This is a genomic window from Streptomyces sp. NPDC088706 (assembly GCF_044752765.1).
GTDB lineage: Bacteria > Actinomycetota > Actinomycetes > Streptomycetales > Streptomycetaceae > Streptomyces.
In genome coordinates, this window is record NZ_JBIVLW010000004.1 from 96,726 (window position 1) to 119,952 (window position 23,227).

Here is a 23,227-nt window from a genome sequence, read left to right on the forward strand (position 1 = left end):
CCTGACCTCGGCGTCGAGGTGAGGATAAAGGAGCAGGCAAGTGACAGCCGGAAAATCGACCGGTCTACAGGTGGACGGCCTCTGCCATCGCCTGGGCGAACGCGTCTTGTTGGATGGTGTCGACCTCGACGTCGGGCCAGGCGAGTCAATGGCGATCACGGGACCGAGCGGCTCCGGAAAGTCGACACTTTTGATGTGCATCCTCGGGCTGATCAGGCCGGATCGCGGATCGATCCGGGTTGGCGGACGGGAGCTGACCGGACTGCCGGACCGGAAACTGGCACAGACGCGTCGCGAGCACATCGGGGTGGTATTTCAGTTCGGAGAACTGTTGCCGGAACTCACCCCCGTGGAGAATGTTGCTCTGCCAGTATTACTGGGCGGGGGCAAGCACCACAATGCCTACAAACGCGCGACGGAACTACTGGCCGAACTGGGCGTACCGGATGGGGGCACGCCGACCGGGATGCTGTCGGGCGGTGAACGCCAACGAGCGGCTGTCGCCCGGGCTCTGATCACGGAGCCCCGCGTCCTCCTCGCCGACGAGCCGACCGGCGCACTGGATCCCACGGCACGCGAAGCCGTGGCCGATATCCTCTTCACCGTTTCCCAGCAGCGGGGTTGCGCTCTCCTGGTTGTCACACATGACTTGGCGGTGGCCGCACGTGCCGGGAGTACGCGACAGCTTGAGGCCGGCGCACTGACCCGCTCTTTGGACGGGGTCGGCCCGTGAGCTCAGTGACCGAAGCGAAACCGCAGGCGAACTCTCCCGCCGGCCCGCGCAGCGAAGGCGGGCGTCTATGGCAGCAACTACTGCGTGTCGGTTTCGCGGCCGGGCGTGGCAGGCCTGGCGACAGACTGCGCTTCTGGGCTCTGATCGCGGCTGCCGCAGCGATCGCTCTGGTCGCTCTGGCAACGGTCGTCGCCGCTGCTACCTACGACGGGCGGACTGCGCGGAATCAAGCGCGGGGGCCGATGATCACCGACCAGAAGCAGGACGCCGTGGCGCTATGGAGGGAGGCATTCGACGCAGTCGGTGAGGTCCAGCACACCGTGATCTACGTCGATCCCCTGATGCCAGGCACCCCGCCCCCACCGGGGCTCGTGCGCTGGCCGGCCCCCGGCGAGGTGATGCTCTCTCCGGAACTGGCCCGTCAGGGGCGGCACGAGCAGATCGCCGGCCGGTACGGCACCTATGCTGGGTCGATCGGCAAGTCCGGACTGGTTTCACCTTCTGAGCGCCTCGCGTACGTCAGGCCCGCACAGCCTCCCACCGCTCGGGAAAGGGAGTCCTGGTTCCACATCACGGGATTCGGCCAGTCGTACCCGATGGGGGAGGTCCTCTACGGCCGCCCCCTCTCGCAGGTGCTGCTCGCTCTGGGGGCCATGACTGGCGTTCCTGCGGTGGCTCTCCTGGTCGTTGCCTCACGAATCGGGTCGAGCACCCGAGACCGTCGCAGCAGCCTGCTGCGAGCACTGGGTGGATCGTGGTGGCATCGTGCGGTCATCAACGTCGGCGAGGCAGCCCTTCCCGTCGCGGCAGGCACGGCCCTGGCAATTCTCCCGATGGTCGCGGCCGTGTCGGTAGACATCAGGATTCCTCTCACCGGCTATTTGTTGAACAGCGACGACGCGCGTTCGGCGGTGCCGATGATGGCCATCGCTCTGACGGTGTCCTTCGCTATCTCGCTTGCTGCGGTGGTCCTGCTCCATCGCGTTGATCGTGACAGAAAGACCACCAGGCCCCGATCACTCTCCTCGAATGTTCCACGCTGGCGATTGGTCGGTTGCGGTCTTGGCATTGCTGCCGTCGTATTCAGCCAGTACGTGAGGGAGGTGCCCGGTCTCCTTGTCTTCGCCGTCGGCACGGTCGTTATGTGGGCGTTACTGCCCTCCGTAGCCGTGGTGGCCTGCCGCGCCCTGGGTAGCGCGATCGCCGCAAGAGGGTTCCGGACCGGTCGTCCAGGAGTGCTGATCGGTGGGCGGTGGACCGTTGCGCACCCCGGTGTCATCGTCCGGCTGGCCCTTGCCATGATCATCGGTATCGGGCTCGTCTGCCAGATGCAGGTTTGGAATAGCCGACTCGGTGAGAAGGCCGCCGTGGCACGCGCCGCTGAGGACCAGCTCGGCGACAGGGTGGTCAGTGTTCAAAGCCGTGACATCACACCAGCAGTTATCGAGGATCTTTCGCGTTCACTCCCGGACGGGTCCCACGTTCTCACTCTTAAATCTTTTCCCGAACAACAGTCAGCGCTTATTCAGGGGACCTGCCTGGCATTGCGGTCGCTGAGCCTGCCGTGTCCTGCGAAACCGCAGGAAATAACGAGCAACGACATTCGGGTCTCAGCAGTAACCAGTTGGTATGGGCCCGCTCTGAGAATCCAGGCCATCTCGTCGCGTTTGGCTCTCGATGAGCTCAACGGTTCCCTGCTGGTAATCACCGAGGTGCCAGGGCAGCAGGCAGAGATTGAAAAGGCTGCGTACGCGTTGATCCCTGCCGTGAACGTGGAATCGCCAGGTGAGACGTGGCTTGTCGGTGCCGCGAACAAAGGCCGCTTGAACAACTGGACCCTGCTGTTCGGGTCCCTGGGACTCGCCCTTCTCCTATTGACTGCTGCCTTGAGCAGCGCTGCGGAGTTCGCCAGGATTCGCCATGTTCTAGCGCCCCTCGCCGTCCTTACTGGAAGCAGCGCCATCTACCGGTCTGTAGTCTTCTGGCACCTGACCGTCCCTCTATTGATCTCTACGGCCATCGCCACGGTCGTCACGGCGTGGCATTCCCTGTTCTTCATCGCCATGGTGCAGGAGGGAAGCTTTTCCTGGGGCGTTCTTGGCGCCGCATCGCTCGGATGCATCCTGCTGACGATGTCGGTCGGAGTCTTGGGGGCACGGACCGCGATCCGTTCTGCTCACCAATGGCGACCGTCCGCCGACTGACCGCGGGCGCCTCGCTCCGAAGTCCCCCGGAACCTGCCGGGCCAACGGATCGTCTCATCTGGGGTGGTGACGAGGAATAGCCGACCTCATGGGTAGTCGCTGAGAGGCTGTTGTCTTGCCGTACCTGATCGCTGACTTTCTGCTGATCCGGGCGGGCGGAGAACACTGCCCCGACGCCGACGCGGCGTTGGCCTGCGGGGAGATCGCTTCGGTGCTCGGCCTGGAGCGTGTGCCGGCGAAGGTCGAGGGGGTGCGGTCGAAGGCGGCCCGGGTGGCGGAACGGGGCCGGCCGGTCAAGGAACCGTCGGGGCGGTTCACGCTTGTGCCGGGACTGCGAGGCGACGGGTCATGAGCATGGTCATCGACCACAGGATCATCGCCTCGGATGTGTCGGGCCGCCGGTCGTACTCGCGGGCCAGCCGGCGTGAGCGCACCAGCCCGCCGAACGTCGGACCGCGTCGGCCTAGACAGCATCGAGCATCTGGCGGTGGCAGCAGCCCTCCGGACGTCCGCCCCAGCCCGCCAGCCGCCCTCGGCCGCGTACAACATGGACAACAGGGCCTCCTGGCGTGCTCGGTGTCTCAGCAACTCCGAACTGCACCGGAGGCCCTGTCCTCATGCACGGGCAGGACCAAGTTCACCCGCCCCAGCAGCCACTTTCGATCACACCGCACTCAAGATCGATAGGGCAACGGCTAGAAGCCCTTCACGAACCACTCCTGGATGGGGTTGAGTTCTGCGGCTCCCCCACCGGGTCCAGGAACATGGGCCATATCCCACAGCGTCAGCCAGGTGCCGTCTTCGAACGAGTTGCCCTTGGGCGTGATGGCCTTGCGATCGCTGTCGTTGAGGATGGCGCTGTCCGTGACGACGAACTTTTGGCTGGTGCTGGCGGGGTTGCAGGTCCACAGGGTCAGCACGGCGCCGTTGACGTTGCTCGCGTCACCCTCGGGTGTCAGGCATTTCCCGCTGGCCTTGTGGACCAGGCGGCCGTCCTGGAAGGCCCAGCGTTGGCTCTCCGCCCCGTTGCAGGACCAGACGGTGACCGGGGTCCCGTTGGCGGTGCCCTCGCCCTGCGGTGTCGCGCAGATACCCCGGGGCCGGTTGTGGTTGGTCAACCAGCCCCAGCCGTCGACGGTGCCTCCGGTATCGGGGTTCAGGGAAAACACGACGCGATACCCCTGGCCCACATTGTTCTTCTGCAGCGCCTCGTTGACGCCCCAGAGCCGGTTCGCATACGGGTCCCAGGACAGCCCCTGAGTCATCGACGGCGCCTGGGTGAGCACACGTGGCGCCTGCCCCGGCTTGGCCACGTGAATGCAGGTGTAGAAGTCGTAACCGGGCCAAGTGGTCGGGCAGCTGCCGCTCATGTAGTAATCGGAACCGTCCGTGGCGATGCCCTGGATACCGAACACCGGAGACTTGTACGCCGTCGGCCGCGCCTTCACCACCTCGGGAGTGGTGGTGCCCAGGCTCGCCAGTGGCCAGTGCACGATACGGCTGCCGGGCCCCGAGGAGTGTTCCGAGGAGACCAGACTGCGCCCCGAGCCGTCGGAACCGGCCGTCCTGTCGACGCTCACCGAGCTCAGGCACAGTTCACCGGTGACCGGGCCACAGGCGCGGGGGTTGTTCTTCGGGAACGCGTTGACAGGTTCGTCGAGCTTCGCTCCGCTATAGGTGCTGTACCGGGCCACAAGAGGCAGGGCCCAGCGGTGGTAGCGGGCCGCGGTCTTGGTCTGGCCGTCGACCCAGCCGGTCCCGGCGCTGGTCGTATCGTCCATGCGCCAGATGTGCTTCAGATCGTAGACCTGGAGTTCTGCCCCGTTGGCAACGAACAGCCGGTCCTCGTACCAGGCGACACCATCCGCGTGCGACTTGTACGGCTGCTCTCTGAAGCCCCCCTCCACCGGTTCCACGAGCGCGAGGTGCCCGTAGGAAACCTTACTGCCGGTCGACTCGGCAATCGTGATCCGCGAGTATTCCTCGTTGGCGGTGCCGTCCTCGTACTTGCCGAAGTACCAGGAGGTGGCATAGAGATGCCGACCCTCATACCGGCCGTCGGGCTTGGCCGCGTGGGCCCCGGCGAAGCCTTGCGGCATCCAGCCGCCGGCGGCATCGCTGTACCCGGACTCGTCGTCGCCCTTGTCCCAACAGAACCCATCAGGCCTGAAAACACCGTTGATCCCATGACCGTGACACAGGCCCGGCGTTCCTGTCCGTCCGCCCAAGACCTCAGAAATCTCAGCCCGGGCCACACCTGCCGCCTCAGCCGATTTGATGAGACCGGTCTTGTCCGCACCGATCCGCGTGAGTTTGGCACCGGTCGTGAACGCCTCCAGCCCGGGAGCAGCCTGCGCCGGCTGAACCGGCATCAGAAGCGAGGCAGCTATCGCCGCACCGAGCGAGAAGCCCAGGAGACGCCATCTTCGTACGAACGTTAGTTTCATTCGTGCAGGATAAACAATCATGCCACCGACGCGTACGGAATTACTGAGCTGGGCGTCTCTCTTGTAGGCCCGGCAGTCCTATTCCTTAGGGGCCGGGAGTTCCCTCGCGCCATCGTCGGAAGAAGGCGTGGACGCGGTCCCAGGCGGGGAAGTCCACCGTCATCGCCCGCCACTTGATCCCGTTGTCGAGGACGTAGAAGACAGCATCGCGCATCTGGCGGTGGCAGTAGCCCTCCGGACATCCGCCCCGGCCCTCCAGCCACCCCGGCACCGGTAGCGGCGGACGGATCTCCCGCCACTCGATGTCCGTCAGATCCGTGCTGTACGCCGGCGCCCGGCCAGGCTGATCGGCCGCGTTCCCGAACCGGTGAGCGAGACAATCGCACGACATGGCCGACGAGTTGAGATCCTCGCCCTCGGCCGCGTACAACATGGACAACAGGGCCTCCTGGCATGCTCGGTGTTCTCAACAACTCCGAACTGCACCAGAGGCCCTGTCCTCATGCACGGGCAGGACCAAGTTCACCGCCCCGGCAGCCACTTTCGATCACACCGCACTCAAGATCGATAGGGCAACGGCTTCTGAGGCGGGACGGCTCGCCTGGACTGAACTGCCGGCGGGGCAAGTGCACGGGTATCACAGAGGGGTGCGTCGTCAGTGTTTCGGTCACCCGCTACCGCGCAGCAGCGAGTGAAGTGCACATGCGCCCCTGGGCCTCGGCTTTCCGGTGCCTCAGCATCCTGGGTTCACGGAGTCTTGAGCAGGGTGCGGAGGTTGGCCATCCGCGCCTTGATGGCGGCGGTCTCGGCGGGGTGGAGCGGGTCCTCATCAGGTCCGGAGCGGTGGGCGGTGCGGCAGGAGCGGCAGAGGCCGTCGGGGAGGGCGTCCGGGTGGCCGGGGCGGCCGCAGTCGGTGCACTCCATAAGGATGCGGCCGGGCGGGGGAGGGGTGCCGGGCGCGGTCTTCTCGGCGGGCAGCCGGGGCGGCATCTTGTCGCTGAGCCGGCGCCGGACGAATCCGACGGGGGAGTCGACCGTGGCGGGGAGTCCTGCCGTCAGGGCGCTGGTCAGGTAGTCCACGCTCACGCCCCGGGCGAGCCATTGCGCCGCCTGTGCCTCCAGGTCGGCGCAGTCGGCGGCGGAGAGGGCGAGGCGGTGGTCGTCACGGCCGAGGCGGGCCAGAGCGAGGTAGGCGGGGGAGGGAGTGGCCCTGGCGGAGCCGGATGGGCTCGGGGCAGACGCCGGGGCCGTGCGGGGAGCGGGAGGCTGGGGTGCTGCGTCCTGGCCCCGGGGCGAGGTGCGTTGGTGCGGTACGGCGCCGGGCGCCGGGGCGTCCGGTACATCCAGCTCATCCGCTACGTCCGGTGCGTCCGGTACATCCAGCTCATCCGCTACGTCCGGTGCGGGGCTGACGGCCCGGGCGGTGTTCTCGGCTGCGAGATAGGCGTTCCACCACTCGTTGTCGCGCGCGGTACGGGACCAGAAGGTGCGGAAGACCCAGCGGGTCTCGTCGCCCGTGCCGACCGCGCACCGGACGCGCCGCAGGTGCCCGGCGACGGACAAGGCCCTCAGGGCGGTGGAGATGGCCTGCTGCCCGTAGAGCGGGAGCTGTTTGGCCAGCTGCTTCACGCTCATCGCCGCGCCCTCGGGGAGGTGGTCGACGAACCCGGCGACGTATCGCTCGCGTGTTGGCAGCAGGCTGAAGTCGTCGCGCGCACGGGGACGTTGGTCCGGCGCGGAGCGTTTGCCGTATCCGGGTTTGGCCATCGGGTACGCGGCGGAGCGTGCGGGGGTGAGCAGGGCGGGGCTAGGGTGCTGGTTAGCCACGGGATCGTCTTTCTTAGGGGTTCGATCTTGCGGTCAGACCCCGGCCTGGTGCTTCCAACACTGGTCGGGGTCGCTTGGTTCTCGAACCGTAAGCAGTCGTGACGCTGCGCCGCAAGCTGTCACGATTAGTCATACTTGCTGCCGCTGACGGGTCAGGGAGGTAGGGGCGGTTTTCCCAACCCCCTTCTCTCACCTACCGGTTAAAGAAGGCGCTCGAACCCCGGGCCCCGCATCCCGACGCCCGCGTCCCGGCCCCCGAGCTTCGGGCCGGGGCCCCGCCCACGTACCCCCGGAAGGGTGAACGGGCTGTCCCGAGGCTCGAAGCCCGGGCCTTGAGCCGCGGGACCCGAGCTTCGGGAACGCGACCTGCACTTGCACCGTTCCTTGGGAGCTTCGGCGCGGCGCATCGCAGTTGCCTGCTTGTTCCCGATGGGACTGTGCCGGCGTGACGGGTGCACACCGACGTGCGGGGGTTGGTGCTCGCATGACAACCGTGCTGGGGTGCCTTCCCGATGGGCTGAGCAGGGTAATCCAGTACAAGCGATAAGCGCCCATGTGCAAGATCCCTAGCAGGGAAGTCCAAGAACTGATCGGCGCGAGGGTGTCCTCAAGGTCGATGCGGCGCTCTTCGTGGCCACGACGTCTGTCAGCGGACCGGTTGAGAGGTGGCCAGTCCAGGGGGTCCGGCGTCGGTACTCTGGAGCGCATGTCTACTGCCCCGGTTCGTGTTCGTTTCGCCCCGTCCCCGACCGGCATGTTCCATGTCGGCGGTGCGCGGTCCGCTCTCTACAACTGGGCGGTGGCGCGACAGTCAGGTGGCACGTTCGTCCTGCGGATCGAGGACACCGATGTGGCCCGCAACAAGCCGGAGTGGATCGACGGGATCGTCAACGCGCTCGCCGCGATCGGCATTCATGGCGAAGACCCGGCTTTCGAGGGGCCGTACTTCCAGTCACACAACGCCGCCCGGCACCGGGAAGCGGCTCAACTGCTCTTCGCGGCCGGTCGGGCGTACTTCTGCGACTGCACCCGGGAGCAGCTGAAGGAGCGGACGGGGTCGGAGCACCTCGGGTACGACGGGTTCTGCCGGGAGCGGAGGCTTACCTTTGAGGAGGGCCGGGCGTTGCGGTTCCGGACGCCGGACGAGGGCGAGACCGTCGTGGTCGACCTGGTCCGCGGGGGGCCGGCGTTCCCGAACAGCGCGATCGAGGACTTCGTGATCGCCCGGGGTGACGGGTCTCCGGTCTTCCTGATTGCGAACGTGGTCGATGATCTCGATGAGGGCATCACGCAGGTCATCCGTGGTGAGGAGCACCTGTCGAACACGCCGAAGCAGCAGCTGCTGTGGGAGGCGCTCGGTGCGAAGCCGCCGGTATGGGCGCACCTGCCGGTGATCGTGAACGAGAAGCGGCAAAAGCTGTCCAAGCGCCGCGACAAGGTCGCGCTGGAGGCCTACCTCGCCGAGGGCTTCCTGCCCGAGGCGATCGTCAACTACCTCATGCTCCTCGGCTGGGGCCCCGGCGGCGACCGGGAGATCATGCCGTACGAGGAGCTGGAGCAGCTCTTCCGGATCGAGGACGTCAACACCGCACCGGCGTTCTTCGACGTGAAGAAGCTGACTGCCTTCAACGGCGACTACATTCGCGCGCTGTCGCCTGAGCAGTTCGCCAATGCCTGCGCGCCGTGGCTCGTCGCCCCGTACGCGCCCTGGCAGCCTGAGGTATTCGACAAGGACGTCTTCGAGGTGGCGGCGCAGCTGGCCCAGACCCGACTGGCGCTGCTGTCGGAGATCACCAGCTACGTGGACTTCCTGTTCCTCGACGAGCCGGTCTCGGACAAGGCGTCGTGGAACAAGGCAATGAAGGCGGGCGCCGGCGACATCCTGTCCGACGCCCGTGCCGAGCTGGCCACCGTCGTGGACTGGAAGGCGGACGACCTGAAGGCCGTCCTGCTCGCCGTCGGTGAGAAACACGGCCTCAGGCTGGGCAAGGCGCAGGCGCCCATCCGGGTCGCGGTTACCGGCCGGACGATCGGACTCCCGCTGTTCGAGTCCATGGAGCTGCTCGGCCGGGGACGCGTGCTGGTCCGTCTGGACGCGGCGGCCAAGAAGCTGGCCGCCGCGCAGGCATAGCCGCTGGTCAGGCGACCTTTGCGAGAAGGTCGCCCCAGGCATTTCCGAAGTAGTTCAGATCGAACCGGGCCAGCGCCTCGTACGCCGCCTTGGCCTCGGTCTGCCGTGCCGCCGCGCGTTCCCGGACCTGTGCCGGCAGGAGACCGAGATTCGGGGCCGGCTGGCCGGTCAGCGCGGTGAGGTCACCCAGGCCGGCCACCGGGCGGATCAGGCAGGGCAGGCCGAGCAGTAGGGCCTCGGCTGCGCAGCGGCTCCAGCCCTCCCGCATCCGAGGGAGGAAGACGCCGACGTCGCACGCGCAGAGCAACCGCAGGTACCGCTCGCGCTCCACGTCGTAGTGGGCACCGCCGAAGCCGATGGTGTTGCTGCCACTGGTGATCACCCGCAACCCGGGAGCGCTGGCAAGGGCCGCCGAAACCTCCTCCGTGCCCTTCCAGTGCACAGCCTTGCCCGCGTACACCCCGATCACGTCCGAGGACAAGTCGAACTCGGCGCGGCATTCGGCGCGGTCGAAGCCTCGAGCCCGCTCGACCTCCGTCATGTCGAAGGCGTTGTAGATCACCCGCACGTTGCGCACGCCTCTGGCCTGGAGGAAGTCGGCCCAGTACGGGGCGACGCAGACCACGGCGGCGCACTGGGGCAGTATCCGAAACAGGCGCTCCCAGAGCATGGCCTCGACAGGGGCGGAGTCGTGCTGCAAGGGCTCGTAGTGATGCAGGAGGAATACCGTGCGGGCACGCATTTCCGGCGTGAAGAGCAGCAGGCTCAGGTCGTCCCACACGAAGGTTCCACAGGCGCCGTCGAGTGCCCGGATCGTCGGGGCCAGGCGGGCGAGGTGGCGGAGCTTGCGCCAGCGGCGGACGCGATAGGTGCGTTTGTGGTCCGGGACCGTGCGCCACTCCAGGTCGTCGGCCGTCGCCTCGTGGAGCATCCGCAGGTAGACCCGCCCGCCGGTCCGGCCGACCGGCTCCATCGAGTGGACGACCCGTTTCACGGACGTACCTCCTGTTGGTGTTGGACGTACTCGGAGCGGAGCAGCGCGTGCATGGCCGTCAGGTGGAGGCTGAGGCCGCGGGCGGCGTCGGCGAGCGGGAGGTAGAAGTCCTCCAGACTCTGGAGGAACCGCCGACGCCTGTCGACGTTGGGCGATGCAGCGAGATCGCGCAGGTTGTGAAGGCGGTCTGCGAGCCGGACGAGGAGGTTCTCAGCAGGCAACGCGGCTTGCTTGAAGCGCCAGCTGATCTCGTCGCCGGCGGCCTTGGGCCGCTGTTCCAGGCGGTGGTCCGCCGTCATCGCACGCAAACGGCTGGTGAACGGGGCACCAAGGTGCTGGACGAGCAGCGACTCCGATGCGGGGGCTACCTCCAGGGCATCGTGGAGGAGGGCAAGGAGGAGGGGCTCGACTTGGCTGACCTCGATCTCCGTCCTCAGGAGCGTGATGACGGCGAGCGGGTGCTCAAGGTACGGGGTGCCCTGGTCGCGGGTGCGAGCGTCGTAGACCGTGAGGGCGAGGGCACCGGCGACGCGAGCGCGGGACTGCTCGTCCGCAGTCCACGCATCGGCGCCGAGGACGGTCAGGACGTGGTGCAGGTTGATGGGGTTCATCCGCCTCACCTCGTAGGGAGAGTTGTGGCACGGGGGTCGGACACGTGGTCGGCGAGCAGCAGGGTGTCCCCGACCGCCAGAGCGTCGAGGGCGAGATCCGTTGCCGCTGCCACGGCCTGTTCGGCGGTGCGCAGGATCGGGGTGCCTTTGCGGTTGAAGGAGGTGTTCAGCAGCAGCGGCAGTCCGGTGCGATCGTGGAATCGCTCCAGGACTTCGCGCAGGCCCTGATGGTCGGCGGTGACGGATTGGACGCGGGCGGTGCCGTCGTGGTGAGTGACTGCGGCGATGTGCTCGGCGCGGCATGGGCGGACGTGGGCGACGCGGTTCATGAAGGGGTCTCCGGCCGACATGAACCACTCCGTGGCGTGCTCGGCGAGGACGGCTGGGGCGAAGGGACGGTACGTGGCTCGCTTCTTGATCGCGTTGAGCCGATCACGCGTGGCGGTGTGGCCGGGGTGGGCGAGGATCGAGCGATGGCCAAGGGCTCGCGGCCCGAATTCGAGCTGCCCCTGTACCCAGCCGACGATGTGCTGTTCCGCGAGCAGCGCGGCCACCGTGGGTGCCACTCCCTGCCCGAGGCTGGTCAACGCTCGGTATCCGGGTGGCACCGTCGTCGCGGGCAGGGCGCCCGGAGGCGGGCCCCAGGCGGCGTCGGTCGGCACTGGGGGGCGCTCCTGCCCGAGCTGGTAGCGCCAGCCGTAGAGCGCGGCACCTACGGCGGTGCCGGCGTCGTGCGGGGCCGGCGCCACGAACAGGGTGTCGAAGCCACTGTCGGCGGCCAACTGACCGTTGAGGTGGGAGTTCAAGGCGCACCCGCCCGAGAACACCAACGTCGAGGCTCTGGTGAGCCGTTGCAGGTGGCGGGCGATGTGGACGACGGCCTCGGCGAAGACCCCCTGGGCGGCGGCAGCCAGGTCGGCCCGCTCGTGTTCCGGATGCTCCGCGACGTTGTCGGCGGTCCAGGCCCGGCCGCCGAGCAGCAGCGGTGTGCTGCTGTCCGCCGAGCCCCAGGGGTGGTCGATGTGGACCTCGCCGTCGTCGCCGAGTCGTACGAGATCCCGGACCTGGGCTCCGTAGCGATGGGGATCGCCGAAGGCCGCGAGCGCCATCATGCTGCCCTCGGGCTCGTCGCCGGGCGGGATCACCCGGCGGGCGAGGTTTCGGTAGAAGTGCCCGAGGGAGGAGTGAACGCGCCGGGGGCCGAGCGGGCTGGGCACGACGGTCGGCATGCCCTGGTGGAGCCGGTCGATGCGATCGGGTCGCAGGTCATACCCGGTGATGCGTTCCCGGCCAGGGCCGAAGTCGGAGCCGAGGGACGAGCCGCCGGCGTCGATGACGAGGCCCGCCGCGTGGTCGTGACCGGAGAGCAGGTAGCCGGAGAGCACGTGGGCCGTGTGGTGGGAGAGGAGGCGGAGGTGTTCGCCGAGCGGAGCGGGCAGGAGGGCTGCGAGTTCGTCGCGCTCCTCGGCCAGCCACCAGCCGGCGGCGAGGTTGGGGCGCATGGAGGCGGCCCAGACGGCGTCGATGTCCTGCGGTTCGATGCCGGCGGCCTCCAGGCACCACTGGAGCGCCCGGGTCGGGGAGGCGAGCGTGCCCTTGCGGGTGGGGTGGTTGTGCTTGACGCCGCTCCAGCGTTCCTCTTCGGCCGCGTAGAGACGGCCGTCGACGAGTAAGGCGGCGCTGGTGTCGTGGTGGAAGTTCAGTCCGAGGACTGCGGGCATGGTCGTGTACCTCCGGTCCGGCGTCAGACGGCGAGGGCGGGGGTGGGGCGGGGGACGCCGCCGGAGTCGGTGTACTCGTGGCAGCGCAGGCAGAACCGGAAGTGGTGGCCGCGCGGCGCGAACACCTTGGCCGCGAAGTCCTCGTCCCAGATGCTGAATTCGCTGTCGACCTTCGCCATGGCGTTGAAGCAGCGGTAGCAGGACCCGTCCATCTCGACCATCAGGTGCTGGTCGAGGTAGCGGTCGCAGATGCCGCGCAGCTCGTTGGCCGGTTGGCCGACGTCGACGTGGTGCACGTGGTTGGTGACGTGGATGGCGCCGTATGTGTCACACAGCCCCGCGAGCTGTGTGAGGCGGGTGGAACTGATGCCTTCCAGCACGCTGTTGATGACCACGGTCTTGCCTGCCTCGCGGAGGCGGGGCACGACGGCGTGGACCTCGTCGTAGTTCTCGTGCTCGTCGTCGCAGCCGATGAGGACCTGGTCGTACGAGCGGAGAGTGGCCTCCATGATCCGCTTGTTGCGGGCCAGGGTGATGGCGTTGGTGCCCAGGACCATGACCTTGTCGGGCAGGCGGGTGCGGGCCGCTTCGCTGAGGGCGGGGAAGTCCCGGTGGACGGTGGGCTCGCCGCCGTTGATGTGCAGTTGCTGGAAGGGGATGACCTCCAGCCTGGCGAGGATGGCGAAGAACGAGTCCAGGGACATGCTCTCGCCCTGGGCGCCGTCGGCGAAGATGCAGAAGTCGCAGGACCGGTTGCACTTTGTCGTGATCTTGATCTTCGCCGTCTTCAGGGCGCGGGGCACGGGCGCACGCGTGGACATGGCGGGACTCCTTGCGTCAGAGGTGGATGTGATCAGGGGTGAGGCTGAGGAAGTCCTGCACGGTGGACTTCTGCCGCTGCCAGCGAGCGAGGGTCGCGCGCAGGGTGTCGGCGGTGGTCGGTCCGGTGGGGATCAGAGCCGCCATCCGGGCGGCCAGACGCTGGGTTGGGGTGGCCCCGTCTGCCGCGAGCGCATTCAGCGACCGCGCGGCGGCCCGGAGTTCATTCGCCTCCCGTCGCATCAGGTAGTCGGTGGCTACGGCGGGCGGTGGATCGAGGTAGTACAGCCAGCGGGCGACGCGTACGCGGATCATCCCGGCGGCCATCACCCAATCGGTACGGGCGTGCTGCTTGCCTTGGCCGACGGGGCGGTCCGCGTCCGGGACGCGGCGCATGGCCGCCTCCAGGGCGACATGGGCTGTGCGATACAGGTGACGTGGGCCGCGAGCGTCGGATCGGTCTTCGGAGTGCCCGAGGAACAGCTCGGCGTACCCGTCCAGCCCGTCCGGCCGCCACTGGGTGAGGGCAGCCGTCTTGCCGGGGCATCGGGTCCGTGTCGCAAGCGCGGCGGCAGCGAACCAACACGGGGCGAGGTAGTGCCAGACCACGCAGTGGCGCCGGTACGCGGCGATGTCCTCCACTACGTTGTCGGTGCTGTCCGCCGCCGGCTGGTACCGGCCGCCCAGCCGCCCTTGGAGGATTCCCCGGTAGAACCGCTCGTCGGTGTCGCACCACGGCGCCATCTGGGCCCGGGACTTCCAGTGCTGGACGTCCCGGGAGCTTCCGCTGATCAGCGACCAGGTCGCGAGCTCTGGCGCGGAGACGAGCCGTGCGTCGGCCTCGGCCACCGTGAACGCGAAGCCGGGCGGATGCTCCAGGAGACGCCGGTGGGAGACCTCCCTGCCGACCGCAGCGGCGTGCGCTGAGGCCAGGCGATGGTTCCACTCCTCCCAGTCCGCCGGGGCCTGGGGGAGGAGGACCCGCACGTCGATGTCGGAGTGGGGAGCCAGCAGGTCGGCGGGCTGCCACTTGTGGGTGAGCATCACCGCGCCCACGCCGTGAGCGTCCAGCTCGCGTTCGTACAGCGCTCCGAGCTCCAGGTAGAGGGGTGGCGTTCCGACCACCGCCATCACCGATCGCCCGTGGAGGCGCGGGAGCAGGTGGGCCGGACCGCGTCCGTGGTGAGGAGAGGCAGCACGGGTAGGACGGGGGTGCCTTCGGGGCGCTCCGTTCGGTCCCAGCGCAGGTCGTAGTCCACGTAGTGGAAGCCCTGCCAGGCGTCGTTGGTGTTGCGGCCGAGCATCGCCTGGAAGAGGTGGGCGAAGGCGTCGCCGAGGGTGTTGTCGGCGAGGTGGGACTTCAGGGGGATATCGCGGTTGTGGAGGATGCAGGGGCGGGCCACGCCCGTGGGCGTGATCTTGATGCGGTTGGCGTCGGAGCAGGTGGCGCAGCTGGAGTTGGAGATGAAGCCGATCGATCCGGCCCAGCCGTCAGGGCGGAGGTACTGCCCGGGGCTGCGGACCCCGAGCTCATCCCTGCGTACTTCGCCGGCGTTCGCGAACCACTCGTGGAGGCGGTAGCGGACGTCCGCCTCGTTGATGAACTCGGTGTCGAAGAGCGCCTGGGCGGGGCCGATGTTCTGGAGCTCGATCAGCCGGACGGCGACAGGCAGGTCACGGGCGAGCTCGGCGACGGCTAAGGCGTCCTCCAGGTAGGTGCGCTGGAGAACGCAGTTGATCTTCACGCGCAGGCCGAGGGCGAGGGCGGCATCGAGGGTGCGCCGGGTATCGCGCGGGTCGCCGCCGCCCATGATCTCGGCGGACCGGTCGGGGTCGAGGCTGTGCAGGCTGAGGTTGAGGTACGTCAGGCCGGCGCGGTGAAGCTTCTCGACGCTCAGCCCGCGGCGTAGGTTGCCGTGGCTGGTCATGCCGATCGCGGCGTCGGGCCCGAGCCCGTCGGCGAGTCCGGCGATCACGTCGAGGATGTCCGCCCGGAGGGTCGGCTCCCCGCCGGAGCAGTGCGCCTTCCGGATCTTCCAGGCGCCGGCCTCGGCGGCGATGGCCGCGTAGTCGGAGGTAGTCAGGGGACGGTCCTTGTGCCCGTAGTCCGGCATGCAGCGCGGCTTGCAGAACACGCAGTCCAGGTTGCACAGCGAGTTCAGGGTGAAGGCCAGATAGGGATGGTTGCGGCCGGTCGTGGCGAAGGCGGCGGCCACATTGCCGTGACGTGTGGTGGGCATCAGTCAGCCTCCTACGAAGGGAGAGTGGGCAGCGGGCACCTCGGCCGGGCCGTCGAGTGGCTGGTCGGTGAGGTAGCGGCGCAGGTTGTCGGCGAAGAACGCGACCGCATCGTCCATGTACGTACGGCAGAGCGTGGAACTCTTCGGCGTGAGGACGATCCTGGGGTGGAGCCGCAGCGGATGGCGGGCGGGCAGCGGTTTCGGCTCGCAGACGTCCAGAGCGGCGCCTCGAAGGCGGCCCGCGTTGAGGGCGGCCAGGAGCGCCGCCTGATCAACGGTCGCCGCGCGGCCGAGGTTGAGGAAGAGGGACCCGGGCTTGAACGCCGTGAAGAGGTCGTGGTCGAAGAAGCGGTCCGTGGCCCGCGTGGCGGGCAGCAGATCGACCACCACGTCGGCGACGGCGACCGCCTGGTGCACCGCCGACCTGTGCATCCACGTGATCCCGCCCCCGGCGGCCGCCGGCGGCGTCCGCCGTACGCCGATGACGTCCATCCCGAAGGACCGGGCCGCACGAGCGAGGTGGCCGCCGATACTGCCGCAGCCGACGATGGTCATCGTCGCGCCCGCCAGGTCGAAGAACTCCTCGGCGAGGTCGTCCTTCCACCAGGACCGGTTCCGCTGGACTCGCTGACTCATGAACAGCCCGCGGGAGAAACCCAGGACCAGCCCCATGGCGTGCTCGGCCATAGGCCGACCGTGGAACCCGTAGGAGCGGGTCACAGCCACGCCGACGGAGTGGGCCTCCGCAATGGGCAGATGGTCGGTGCCGGCGGCTGGGGAGGCGATCCACCTCAGGTGAGGCGCGCCGAACAGCCACGACGGCTCGAACCTCCAGCCGAAGTAGACATGTGCTTCGGCCAGCCGATGCGGCACAGCCTGCTCGGTCGCCGTACGGAACTCGATACCGGGGAAGGCGGCGGACAGCGCCCGTTCGTGCTCGGCGGACAACCGCCAGAAGGAGTGCGGGGACTCCAGACTGATCAACACCACCGGCCGGTTCATCGTGCCTGGCCCTCCGCGTTGGACTCCGCCATCAGAGCCCAGGGGGCGATGCGGTCGATCGCGAAGCCGATGCCGGCCTCGTAGTCGTGGCGCGAGCGCACCAAAGCCAGCCCGGCGCTCCGGAGCCGATCGCGTTCTCGGGGTAGGACAGTCAAGGCGCGGTGCAGGGCGGAGGCCAGCGACCTGGCGTCCTGCGGGGCGGCGGTGAAGCCGGTCTCGCCCTCGACGACGGTGCGAGCCAGCCCGCCGGCAGTGGTCGCCACCACCGGGCCCGCACCGGCCGCGAACGCCTCCAGGGGGATGCGCCCGAACGGCTCCACTCGGGAGGGCACGACGACCGCCCGCAGGGCGGGATTGTGCAGCCAGGCGCGGATCGCGGGAGTGAAGCGCGTGATCAGAGTCGCGTCCAGGCCATAGGTGCGGATGCGTGCTGCCAGATCCGCCTGGTACGGGGTCGGACGCTCGGGTTCGTCCGAAGTCACGGCCGCCAGGAGCAGGTGCGGAGCGCGGACCCCGCGCTCCTTGAGGATGCGCAGCGCCTCCAGGAGGTCGGCGAACCCCTTCGTCGGCACGGCACGGCCCATGGCGAGCAGGAAGCCGGCGCGGGCCCTGAAGGGTAGGGTCGGTGCGCTGGTCGGTCGGACCGTCTCCTCCTGGATCAGCCCGTTGGGGACGTTCACGATGCTTCCCCGGGGGACGGCGTAGCTGACGATGAGATGGCCCCGCATGTGCGAGGAGATGGCGCCGACCAGTCCCCCTCGGACCGTCGCCGCCCGCAGAGCGTCCCGCTCCCAGCGGACTCGGGAGATGTCCTTGGGTCGCGTCAGTGCCGTCGTGGAGCGGGGAACGAGTAGCAGGTCCGTGGTGGGCGACAGGTAGGGGGCCAGTCCGAGGAACGGGATGTCGAGGCCGATGAGGAGGCACCGGCTCGCTCGTTCAGCGATGCGTGCGGCCATCTCACCCGCCAGGCCGCATAGCTGCACGGAACCGTGGATCGACTCCGGCGCCGCTTGGACCTCCGGGATCGTGATGACGTCGGCCTCGGCCTGTCGCAGCATCTGCTGGACCTCGCCGGCCCACCGTCCGTCGTGCGCTCCTGCCGTCTCCGCCACGTGCGGGGCGATGACGGAGAGGCGGCCCGGCGGCAGCAGGCGGGCGAGGGCCGTGAGGAAGGCGCGGTTGCTGAAGCCGGTGCCCGACGCCGTGCCGTAGAGGCCCTCGTGGAGCGTGACGACGACACGGGGCGGACGGACAAGCTCCGGTACGGCCGTGGGCTGGGGTGGTGGAGTCGCTTCGTCGATGCGCACCGTGTGGTGCCTCCTTCAAGAACGGGGTATCGCGGGCGTGGGCATCAGGTGTTGGCCGTCGAAGGGCGGGCCTCGCGGGCGAGTCGGCACCAGGCGCGGGTGCCGTGGGCGCCGGTCGTCAACAACCAGGCATTGGCCAGGGCCTCGACAATGACCAGCCCTCGTCCCGATTCGGTCTCATCACTAGGAGCCGACGGAGCCGACGGAGGAGGCGGAGCGACGTGACAGCAGCCGCCGTCGGTGACGGTGATCTCGACCTCCAGGCCGCCGGTGGGCGGAGTCGTGCGGTCGACGCACAGGACCAGGGGTGGGCTGCCCGAGGCGAACGCGTTCGTGGCGAGCTCGGATGTGATCAATCGGGCGTCATCGAGGAGGTCCGCCTCGGCGCCGTGGAGTGCGACAGCCACAGCCTGCCGAGCGACCTCGGCCGCCTTGGGCCCGTACGGCAGATCCGTGATCAGTGTGGTCGCGCCGGCGCCGTCGGTGGGCCCGGACTCCGGGACGCAGTCCGGACGCTCGGTGCCGTGGTCCAGCACACTGCCGAGACGGCCTCGGGAGGTGCTCGTGCGGTGTCTCAAGACCCACCTCTTTCTCTGTCGGCACCAAGGGCGGCGCCTTCGCCGGAATCCAAGAAGACCGGAGGAGGGGGTCGCGCAGGACCCGATCAACGGGTCAACTCGGTCAACTTCTCTGAGAAGGGGGCGACTCGGTCACCCGAGGGCGTCACCATGAGAGAGCGCGAGAAGTGATGGATGAACCACTGGGGCAAGAGGTGGTCACACGTGGCACCGCAGGCAGGGCAATCCAACGACGTACTGGCGGGGTGCCTGAATGAACTCGGATGGAGCCCGAAAGCGCTCGCTCGCAAACTCAACAGGGTGTTCGGAGCAGGGACGGTGGCCGATTCGGCGCCGTACCACTGGCGCGACGCCGGATCCCTTCCGCGCTTGCCGTTACCCATGATGGCTGCCTACGTGCTCTCCCAGGAACTGGGTAGACCTGTCTCGGTGGCCGAACTCTGGCAGGGCCGCGTGGGTGACTCCTCGGCACTCGTCCCGGCGGACACGGATCTCGCACGGCCCTGGACTGTGCGCGGCATGGAGGCGATCGTGGAGGACTGGGTGATGGGAGGGCTCGTCGACCGACGCCGATTCCTCGCGATCTCGGGTGCAGGGCTTCTGGCGATCGTCTCCCAGTACCTCGACGGCACTGCGGGTCGCGGTCAGTACGCGCCCCGGATTACACCATCCGTGGGCACCGATCCGCTGGTGGACCAGGTTGAACAGCATCTACCTATGCTTTCCGCGCTCGACGACGAGCACGGAGGGGCACGTCACCTTCCTTACGTGGGTGCCCAGTTCCGTGCGGTCGGTCTGCTGATCCGCGAAGGTGATCAGGCTCCCGCTGTCACGAGCCGCCTCGTCCGCGCGCTCGCGGAGATCGGTCAGCTGGCCGGCTGGATGTCCTTCGACGCCGCCGACCACGGTTTGGCGCAGCGCTACTTCGCCACCGCGCTGCGGGCAGCACACCAGGCCAACGACCTGCCCCTGTGTGCTCACATCCTCGGCGACCTCTCGTTCCAGGCGGCGAGCCGGGGGCACCCGGCGGACGCCATCGTCCTCGGCGAAGCCGCCCGCCGTGCCAGTGATGCCGCACCGCCGGTCGTCCGAGCATCCGTACTGTCGCGGCTCGCCTACGCGTACGCCGCCGCCGGTCGTGACAACGACTTCGCCCACACCTGCGGGGCCGCCCGCGAACTGATCGCCGGCCGGGACGGAGGCCGAGAAGAGCCGCGCTGGATGTACTTCCTCACCGACAACCACTTGGATTGCCAGGCCGGTTACGGCCTCATACAGATGGGCCGCGCCCAGCTGAAAGTGGACAGGGGCACGAGGGGGCGACGGTTCCTCGCCGGAGGGACGGAGATGCTCCGGTCCGGGGCGTACGACGTGCCGCGCGGCGACCCCAGCCAGCGCAGGGCCATGTTCGAAGGGGCGTGGCTGGCCTTGGGCCACAGCGCTCATGGTGATCTGGAGGCCGCCTGTGAGGTCGGTCGGATCGTCGCTGACCGCCTCGACGTCGTGCGTTCACCTCGCAGCGCGGCCCTGCTCCACCAGCTCGCCGCAGACCTGCGCCGCCGACAGCGCAACGCGCACGTGCGCAGCTTCTTGCCGACCCTGGAGCACGCCCTCGCCGAACATGCCCCGTCGACGCCACCTGGTCAGTAGGGTCAGGATCATGACCGCCGGGGAGCGCATTGTCGTTGTCGGGGCTGGGGTGGCGGGACTCACCACCGCCGTCGTTCTCGCCGAGGCCGGAGCCTCAGTGCGTGTGATTGCCGAGCAGGTGCCCGGCGTCACGTCACTGGCGGCCGGAGCGATGTGGGGCCCGTATCTGGTCGAGCCGAAGAACAAGGTCGACCAGTGGGGGCAGCGGTCCCTGGAGATCTTGCGCGAACTGGCCGAGGACCCGGCCACGGGCGTTCGACTCACCAGCGGAATCGAGGCGTCCCGCACGGCTGAGGCCCCACCGGACTGGGCCACCACGTTGCCCGGCTTCCGACTGTGCGAGCCGACTGAACTGCCGGTCGGGTTTTCGGCCGGTTACCGGTTCACGGTGCCGCTGATCGACATGCCCACCTACCTCGACTACCTCCTTCGTCGCCTCCATGCCGCCGGGGGAACGATCGAGCGGCGACGCCTGACCTCGCTCGCGGAAGTCGGCCCTGCCCCCGCGATCGTCAACTGCACGGGTCTCGGTGCCAAGGATCTGCTTCCGGACCCTGACCTCCGGCCTACCCGCGGACAGCACGTCGTCGTCACCAACCCGGGGCTGACCGAGTTCTTCTCCGAGGACACCGGCCTCTCCCCGGACCTTCTGTGTTTCTATCCCCACGGCGACACCGTCGTCCTGGGCGGCACAGCCATCGACGACGAAGGCGGCCTCGCCCCCGACGACATGGCGGCTGCGGGCATCCTGGCCCGCTGTATCCAGGTCGAACCCCGCCTCGCTCAGGTGCGCGTCCTGGAGCATCGGATCGGTGTTCGACCAAGCCGTGCCACGGTTCGGATGGAAGCGGAGCGAGATGAGGAGACCGGCACCGTAGTCGTCCACAACTACGGGCACGGGGGTGCCGGCGTCACGCTCTCGTGGGGGTGTGCCGAAGAAGCTCGGAAGTTGCTCTCTGCCAAGTGACGACCATGCCGGACACCCATCACACGCATCCCCGTGCTCAAGGGCACTGCCACCCAGGTCGGCCGCCTTCCATGAGGTACGGACCAGGCTGCGGGAATGCCTTCGCCGGAGGGTGGCAGCAGGTGTGGCTGCGGGACCCGTCGGCCGTCATCCGGCCCGCCAGGGCGTGAGCCGTGCAGGAGGTGGGGGCCCTGCGGTCGGCCCACACCTCCTGCTTGCCGAAGGCCTTCGGCGTGGGCGGGATCGGCCCGGCACCCGGGCGTCACGCCTCGGCGTCCGGCGGGGGAGGGGGGAGGGCTCAGGAGGACGCCTGCGCCGGCTTGGGCTCTCCCGGATTGACCACCGCGACCCCTTCACCCTCCAGCTTCAGCTGAACCGCCTCGCCGCTGCCGCCCTTGAACATCGAGCCGATGCTCTGCGACCGGTGCAGGGACGGCCGTAGCTGCGGGCTCCACGCGACAGCCGCGTCGGTGTCGACGTACACCGGCGAGTCGGGCGTGACCGGCAGCACGAGCGGGACGCCCGCGCTGGTCAGCGCAAGGCGGCCGGTCCCGCCGAAGGTGCAGTTGAACAGGCCGCCACCGGCCATCCCCGCACCCTCGACGGTGGTGATCTCGTAGCTGAGCGATGCGTCGAAGCACAGGATGTTCTTGCCGTTGACGGTGAGACCGTGGCTCTCGTCCACGTCCACGAGGAAACAGTGCGCCGCGTCGGAGGCGAACCACGCCTCGCCCTCGCCGCTGACGGTCATCAGGGACAGCCCCTCGCCGGTGACCGCGCGCTTGAGGAAGTTGCCCACGCCCTGGCCCCGCCGCTCGAACGACAGCGAACCGCGCCAGGCCACCATCGTGCCCTGGCGGGCGTACGCCTCGCCTTTGACGGCGTAGCGCACCGCCATGGGGTTCTCCTGCGTCAGCCCGGGGGCCTGGGCAGGCTGGATGAAGTTCTCGGGGTCGAACAGGTTTCGGCTCATGCCGCACCGCTTACCCCGGCCTCGCGCGGGCAGCCTCGGAGCCGAGTACTCCGCTCCCACTGCTCGGCCTAGGGCTTCCGGGCCTGGGTCTCGTCTCCGCCCGGGCCACTGTTTCGAGATCATGTAACCCGGCTGTGACGGCGATGTCCGGGATCGGAGACGCCGGGATCCCCGCGGCGCGCGGCGCGCTCCTCCTGGGTGATCCGGAATCCAACGGGAGACCGGAAAGTGCTTCTGTCTCGGACCACCGACCCAGACCTAGGGGATCTCATGTTCGGCAACCGCCACCACCGCAAGGCCCTCCTGTCTCCGCGGCCCTCGTGGGCGGCGCCATGCTGGTGACGGCATGTCAGGACACCGGCGGGAGCGTGGACAACGGTGCCGCGCAGAGCGGCTCCCCCTCCGGCGGGGCGGGCAGCCCCTCGGCCACCCCGTCCGCCTCCGCAGACGCTTCCGGCGGAGCTTCCGAAACTCCCTCCGCCACCCCCTCCGCCGAGAGCAGCCGGGACGGCTCCGGCGCCGACACCGGGTCCGGGCAGCGGGAGCAGGTCGGGCAGGTCTGCGGGGCCGACGACCTCTCCTGGAGCACCCGTTCCGAGAGCCAGGCCGGCGGCTACATCCTGGTCATGGCGAAGGCCAAGTCCGGGATCACCTGTGTCCTGCCGGCCGCGCTGCCGACCGTGGCCTTCGGGTCCGACGGCACCGAGGCCGGGCCCGCCGAGCAGTCCGTGGGCAAGCAGATCACGCTCGGCGGGGGGACGGTCGCCTACGCGGGAGTCAACCCCAAGACCACCAACACCGACGGGGGCAAGGAGCTCGACAGCATCATCGTGGCCGTCGGCAACGACGACCCCGACCCGGTCTCCCTCGATGTCGGCACCATCAACGTCGACAAGCCAGTCGTCACCAACTGGCACACCGCCCCGAAGGACGCCGTTCCCTTCAACTGAGCCGACGTCCCCTTCGGATGAGTCGGGGCCCCTGCGGATGAGCCGACGGCCCCACCGGATGAGTCGGGGGCCC

Annotated in this window: 19 protein-coding genes and 1 pseudogene; 7 read left to right on the forward strand and 13 right to left on the reverse strand. The window is 68.7% G+C overall.

Annotated elements, in window-relative coordinates:
* Nucleotides 1-40: 40 nt before the first annotated feature.
* The 3 genes from ACIQAK_RS13425 to ACIQAK_RS13435 all read left to right on the forward strand — a co-directional run bounded on the left by ACIQAK_RS13425 (nucleotide 41) and on the right by ACIQAK_RS13435 (nucleotide 3,289).
* Nucleotides 41-733 (forward strand): ABC transporter ATP-binding protein, encoded by a 693-nt coding sequence (locus ACIQAK_RS13425; protein ID WP_366390456.1) that lies wholly within the window; start codon nucleotides 41-43, stop codon nucleotides 731-733.
* Nucleotides 730-2,937, forward strand: a complete 2,208-nt coding sequence (locus ACIQAK_RS13430) for a permease (RefSeq protein ID WP_366390457.1) — start codon at nucleotides 730-732, stop codon at nucleotides 2,935-2,937. Before ACIQAK_RS13425 ends, ACIQAK_RS13430 begins: the two co-directional genes overlap by 4 nt.
* Nucleotides 2,938-3,052: 115 nt before the next feature.
* The gene (locus tag ACIQAK_RS13435) at nucleotides 3,053-3,289 is read left to right on the forward strand and encodes a hypothetical protein (protein WP_366390458.1); all 237 of its coding nucleotides are present in this window, start codon (nucleotides 3,053-3,055) and stop codon (nucleotides 3,287-3,289) included.
* Nucleotides 3,290-3,632: 343 nt separating this feature from the next.
* Here the strand turns inward: ACIQAK_RS13435 and ACIQAK_RS13440 are convergent, their stop codons facing one another.
* The 3 genes from ACIQAK_RS13440 to ACIQAK_RS13450 all read right to left on the reverse strand — a co-directional run bounded on the left by ACIQAK_RS13440 (nucleotide 3,633) and on the right by ACIQAK_RS13450 (nucleotide 7,211).
* The gene (locus tag ACIQAK_RS13440; protein WP_366390459.1) at nucleotides 3,633-5,384 is read right to left on the reverse strand and encodes an RICIN domain-containing protein; all 1,752 of its coding nucleotides are present in this window, start codon (nucleotides 5,382-5,384) and stop codon (nucleotides 3,633-3,635) included.
* 85 nt (nucleotides 5,385-5,469) lie between these two features.
* A complete protein-coding gene (locus ACIQAK_RS13445) occupies nucleotides 5,470-5,817 on the reverse strand; it encodes a transposase (protein WP_366390582.1) in 348 nt (115 codons plus the stop codon).
* 314 nt (nucleotides 5,818-6,131) lie between these two features.
* Nucleotides 6,132-7,211: a MarR family transcriptional regulator gene (locus tag ACIQAK_RS13450; RefSeq protein WP_366390460.1), complete on the reverse strand. Its 1,080-nt coding sequence runs from the start codon at nucleotides 7,209-7,211 to the stop codon at nucleotides 6,132-6,134.
* Between the two features lie 754 nt (nucleotides 7,212-7,965).
* On the opposite strand from ACIQAK_RS13450, the gene gltX reads away from it, so the two are divergent.
* Nucleotides 7,966-9,342: a glutamate--tRNA ligase gene (gene gltX / locus ACIQAK_RS13455; RefSeq protein WP_366390583.1), complete on the forward strand. Its 1,377-nt coding sequence runs from the start codon at nucleotides 7,966-7,968 to the stop codon at nucleotides 9,340-9,342.
* A gap of 7 nt (nucleotides 9,343-9,349) precedes the next feature.
* Here gltX and ACIQAK_RS13460 read toward each other — a convergent pair whose 3' ends face one another.
* From ACIQAK_RS13460 to ACIQAK_RS13500, 9 genes are read right to left on the reverse strand one after another with little or no spacing between them, the layout of a single operon-like run.
* Entirely contained in the window at nucleotides 9,350-10,336 is a 987-nt protein-coding gene (locus ACIQAK_RS13460; RefSeq protein WP_366390461.1) for a glycosyltransferase, read from the reverse strand.
* Entirely contained in the window at nucleotides 10,333-10,947 is a 615-nt protein-coding gene (locus ACIQAK_RS13465) for an HD domain-containing protein (protein WP_366390462.1), read from the reverse strand. The genes ACIQAK_RS13460 and ACIQAK_RS13465 overlap by 4 nt, the downstream gene beginning before the upstream one ends.
* 5 nt (nucleotides 10,948-10,952) lie before the next feature.
* On the reverse strand, nucleotides 10,953-12,668 hold the full coding sequence (locus ACIQAK_RS13470) for a carbamoyltransferase C-terminal domain-containing protein (protein ID WP_366390463.1): 1,716 nt from the start codon (nucleotides 12,666-12,668) through the stop codon (nucleotides 10,953-10,955).
* A gap of 23 nt (nucleotides 12,669-12,691) precedes the next feature.
* Entirely contained in the window at nucleotides 12,692-13,489 is a 798-nt protein-coding gene (locus ACIQAK_RS13475) for a radical SAM protein (protein ID WP_366390464.1), read from the reverse strand.
* 16 nt (nucleotides 13,490-13,505) lie between these two features.
* Nucleotides 13,506-14,618 (reverse strand): hypothetical protein, encoded by a 1,113-nt coding sequence (locus ACIQAK_RS13480; protein WP_366390465.1) that lies wholly within the window; start codon nucleotides 14,616-14,618, stop codon nucleotides 13,506-13,508.
* Nucleotides 14,618-15,727, reverse strand: a complete 1,110-nt coding sequence (locus ACIQAK_RS13485) for a radical SAM protein (protein ID WP_366390466.1) — start codon at nucleotides 15,725-15,727, stop codon at nucleotides 14,618-14,620. The genes ACIQAK_RS13480 and ACIQAK_RS13485 overlap by 1 nt, the downstream gene beginning before the upstream one ends.
* Nucleotides 15,728-15,730: 3 nt before the next feature.
* Complete coding sequence (locus ACIQAK_RS13490) at nucleotides 15,731-16,729, reverse strand: D-2-hydroxyacid dehydrogenase (RefSeq protein ID WP_366390467.1); 999 nt, start codon at nucleotides 16,727-16,729, stop codon at nucleotides 15,731-15,733.
* Nucleotides 16,726-18,036, reverse strand: a complete 1,311-nt coding sequence (locus ACIQAK_RS13495) for a glycosyltransferase family 4 protein (RefSeq protein WP_366390468.1) — start codon at nucleotides 18,034-18,036, stop codon at nucleotides 16,726-16,728. The genes ACIQAK_RS13490 and ACIQAK_RS13495 overlap by 4 nt, the downstream gene beginning before the upstream one ends.
* Before the next feature lie 44 nt (nucleotides 18,037-18,080).
* Entirely contained in the window at nucleotides 18,081-18,614 is a 534-nt protein-coding gene (locus ACIQAK_RS13500) for an ATP-binding protein (RefSeq protein ID WP_366390469.1), read from the reverse strand.
* 204 nt (nucleotides 18,615-18,818) lie between these two features.
* Here ACIQAK_RS13500 and ACIQAK_RS13505 point away from each other — a divergent pair, with 204 nt between their 5' ends.
* Nucleotides 18,819-20,264 carry a carph-isopro domain-containing protein gene (locus ACIQAK_RS13505; protein ID WP_366390470.1) on the forward strand — a complete coding sequence of 482 codons (1,446 nt, stop codon included), beginning with the start codon at nucleotides 18,819-18,821 and terminating at the stop codon, nucleotides 20,262-20,264.
* 10 nt (nucleotides 20,265-20,274) lie between these two features.
* Nucleotides 20,275-21,231, forward strand: coding sequence for an FAD-dependent oxidoreductase (locus ACIQAK_RS13510; RefSeq protein WP_366390471.1), 957 nt, complete (start codon nucleotides 20,275-20,277; stop codon nucleotides 21,229-21,231).
* A gap of 298 nt (nucleotides 21,232-21,529) precedes the next feature.
* On the opposite strand, the gene ACIQAK_RS13515 is transcribed toward ACIQAK_RS13510, so the two are convergent.
* On the reverse strand, nucleotides 21,530-22,204 hold the full coding sequence (locus ACIQAK_RS13515; RefSeq protein ID WP_366390472.1) for an AIM24 family protein: 675 nt from the start codon (nucleotides 22,202-22,204) through the stop codon (nucleotides 21,530-21,532).
* Nucleotides 22,205-22,474: 270 nt separating this feature from the next.
* On the opposite strand from ACIQAK_RS13515, the pseudogene ACIQAK_RS13520 reads away from it, so the two are divergent.
* Nucleotides 22,475-23,154: pseudogene (locus ACIQAK_RS13520) on the forward strand (DUF4232 domain-containing protein).
* Nucleotides 23,155-23,227 lie beyond the last annotated feature (73 nt).

Excerpts from the sequence above, each read along its gene's own strand:
- ACIQAK_RS13440 (WP_366390459.1), bottom strand. The coding sequence starts at position 5,384 with ATGAAACTAACGTTCGTACGAAGATGGCGTCTCCTGGGCTTCTCGCTC.
- ACIQAK_RS13445 (WP_366390582.1), bottom strand. The coding sequence starts at position 5,817 with ATGTTGTACGCGGCCGAGGGCGAGGATCTCAACTCGTCGGCCATGTCG.
- gltX (WP_366390583.1), top strand. The coding sequence starts at position 7,966 with ATGTTCCATGTCGGCGGTGCGCGGTCCGCTCTCTACAACTGGGCGGTG.
- ACIQAK_RS13465 (WP_366390462.1), bottom strand. The coding sequence starts at position 10,947 with ATGAACCCCATCAACCTGCACCACGTCCTGACCGTCCTCGGCGCCGAT.
- ACIQAK_RS13470 (WP_366390463.1), bottom strand. The coding sequence starts at position 12,668 with ATGCCCGCAGTCCTCGGACTGAACTTCCACCACGACACCAGCGCCGCC.
- ACIQAK_RS13475 (WP_366390464.1), bottom strand. The coding sequence starts at position 13,489 with ATGTCCACGCGTGCGCCCGTGCCCCGCGCCCTGAAGACGGCGAAGATC.
- ACIQAK_RS13480 (WP_366390465.1), bottom strand. The coding sequence starts at position 14,618 with ATGGCGGTGGTCGGAACGCCACCCCTCTACCTGGAGCTCGGAGCGCTG.
- ACIQAK_RS13485 (WP_366390466.1), bottom strand. The coding sequence starts at position 15,727 with ATGCCCACCACACGTCACGGCAATGTGGCCGCCGCCTTCGCCACGACC.
- ACIQAK_RS13490 (WP_366390467.1), bottom strand. The coding sequence starts at position 16,729 with ATGAACCGGCCGGTGGTGTTGATCAGTCTGGAGTCCCCGCACTCCTTC.
- ACIQAK_RS13510 (WP_366390471.1), top strand. The coding sequence starts at position 20,275 with ATGACCGCCGGGGAGCGCATTGTCGTTGTCGGGGCTGGGGTGGCGGGA.
- ACIQAK_RS13515 (WP_366390472.1), bottom strand. The coding sequence starts at position 22,204 with ATGAGCCGAAACCTGTTCGACCCCGAGAACTTCATCCAGCCTGCCCAG.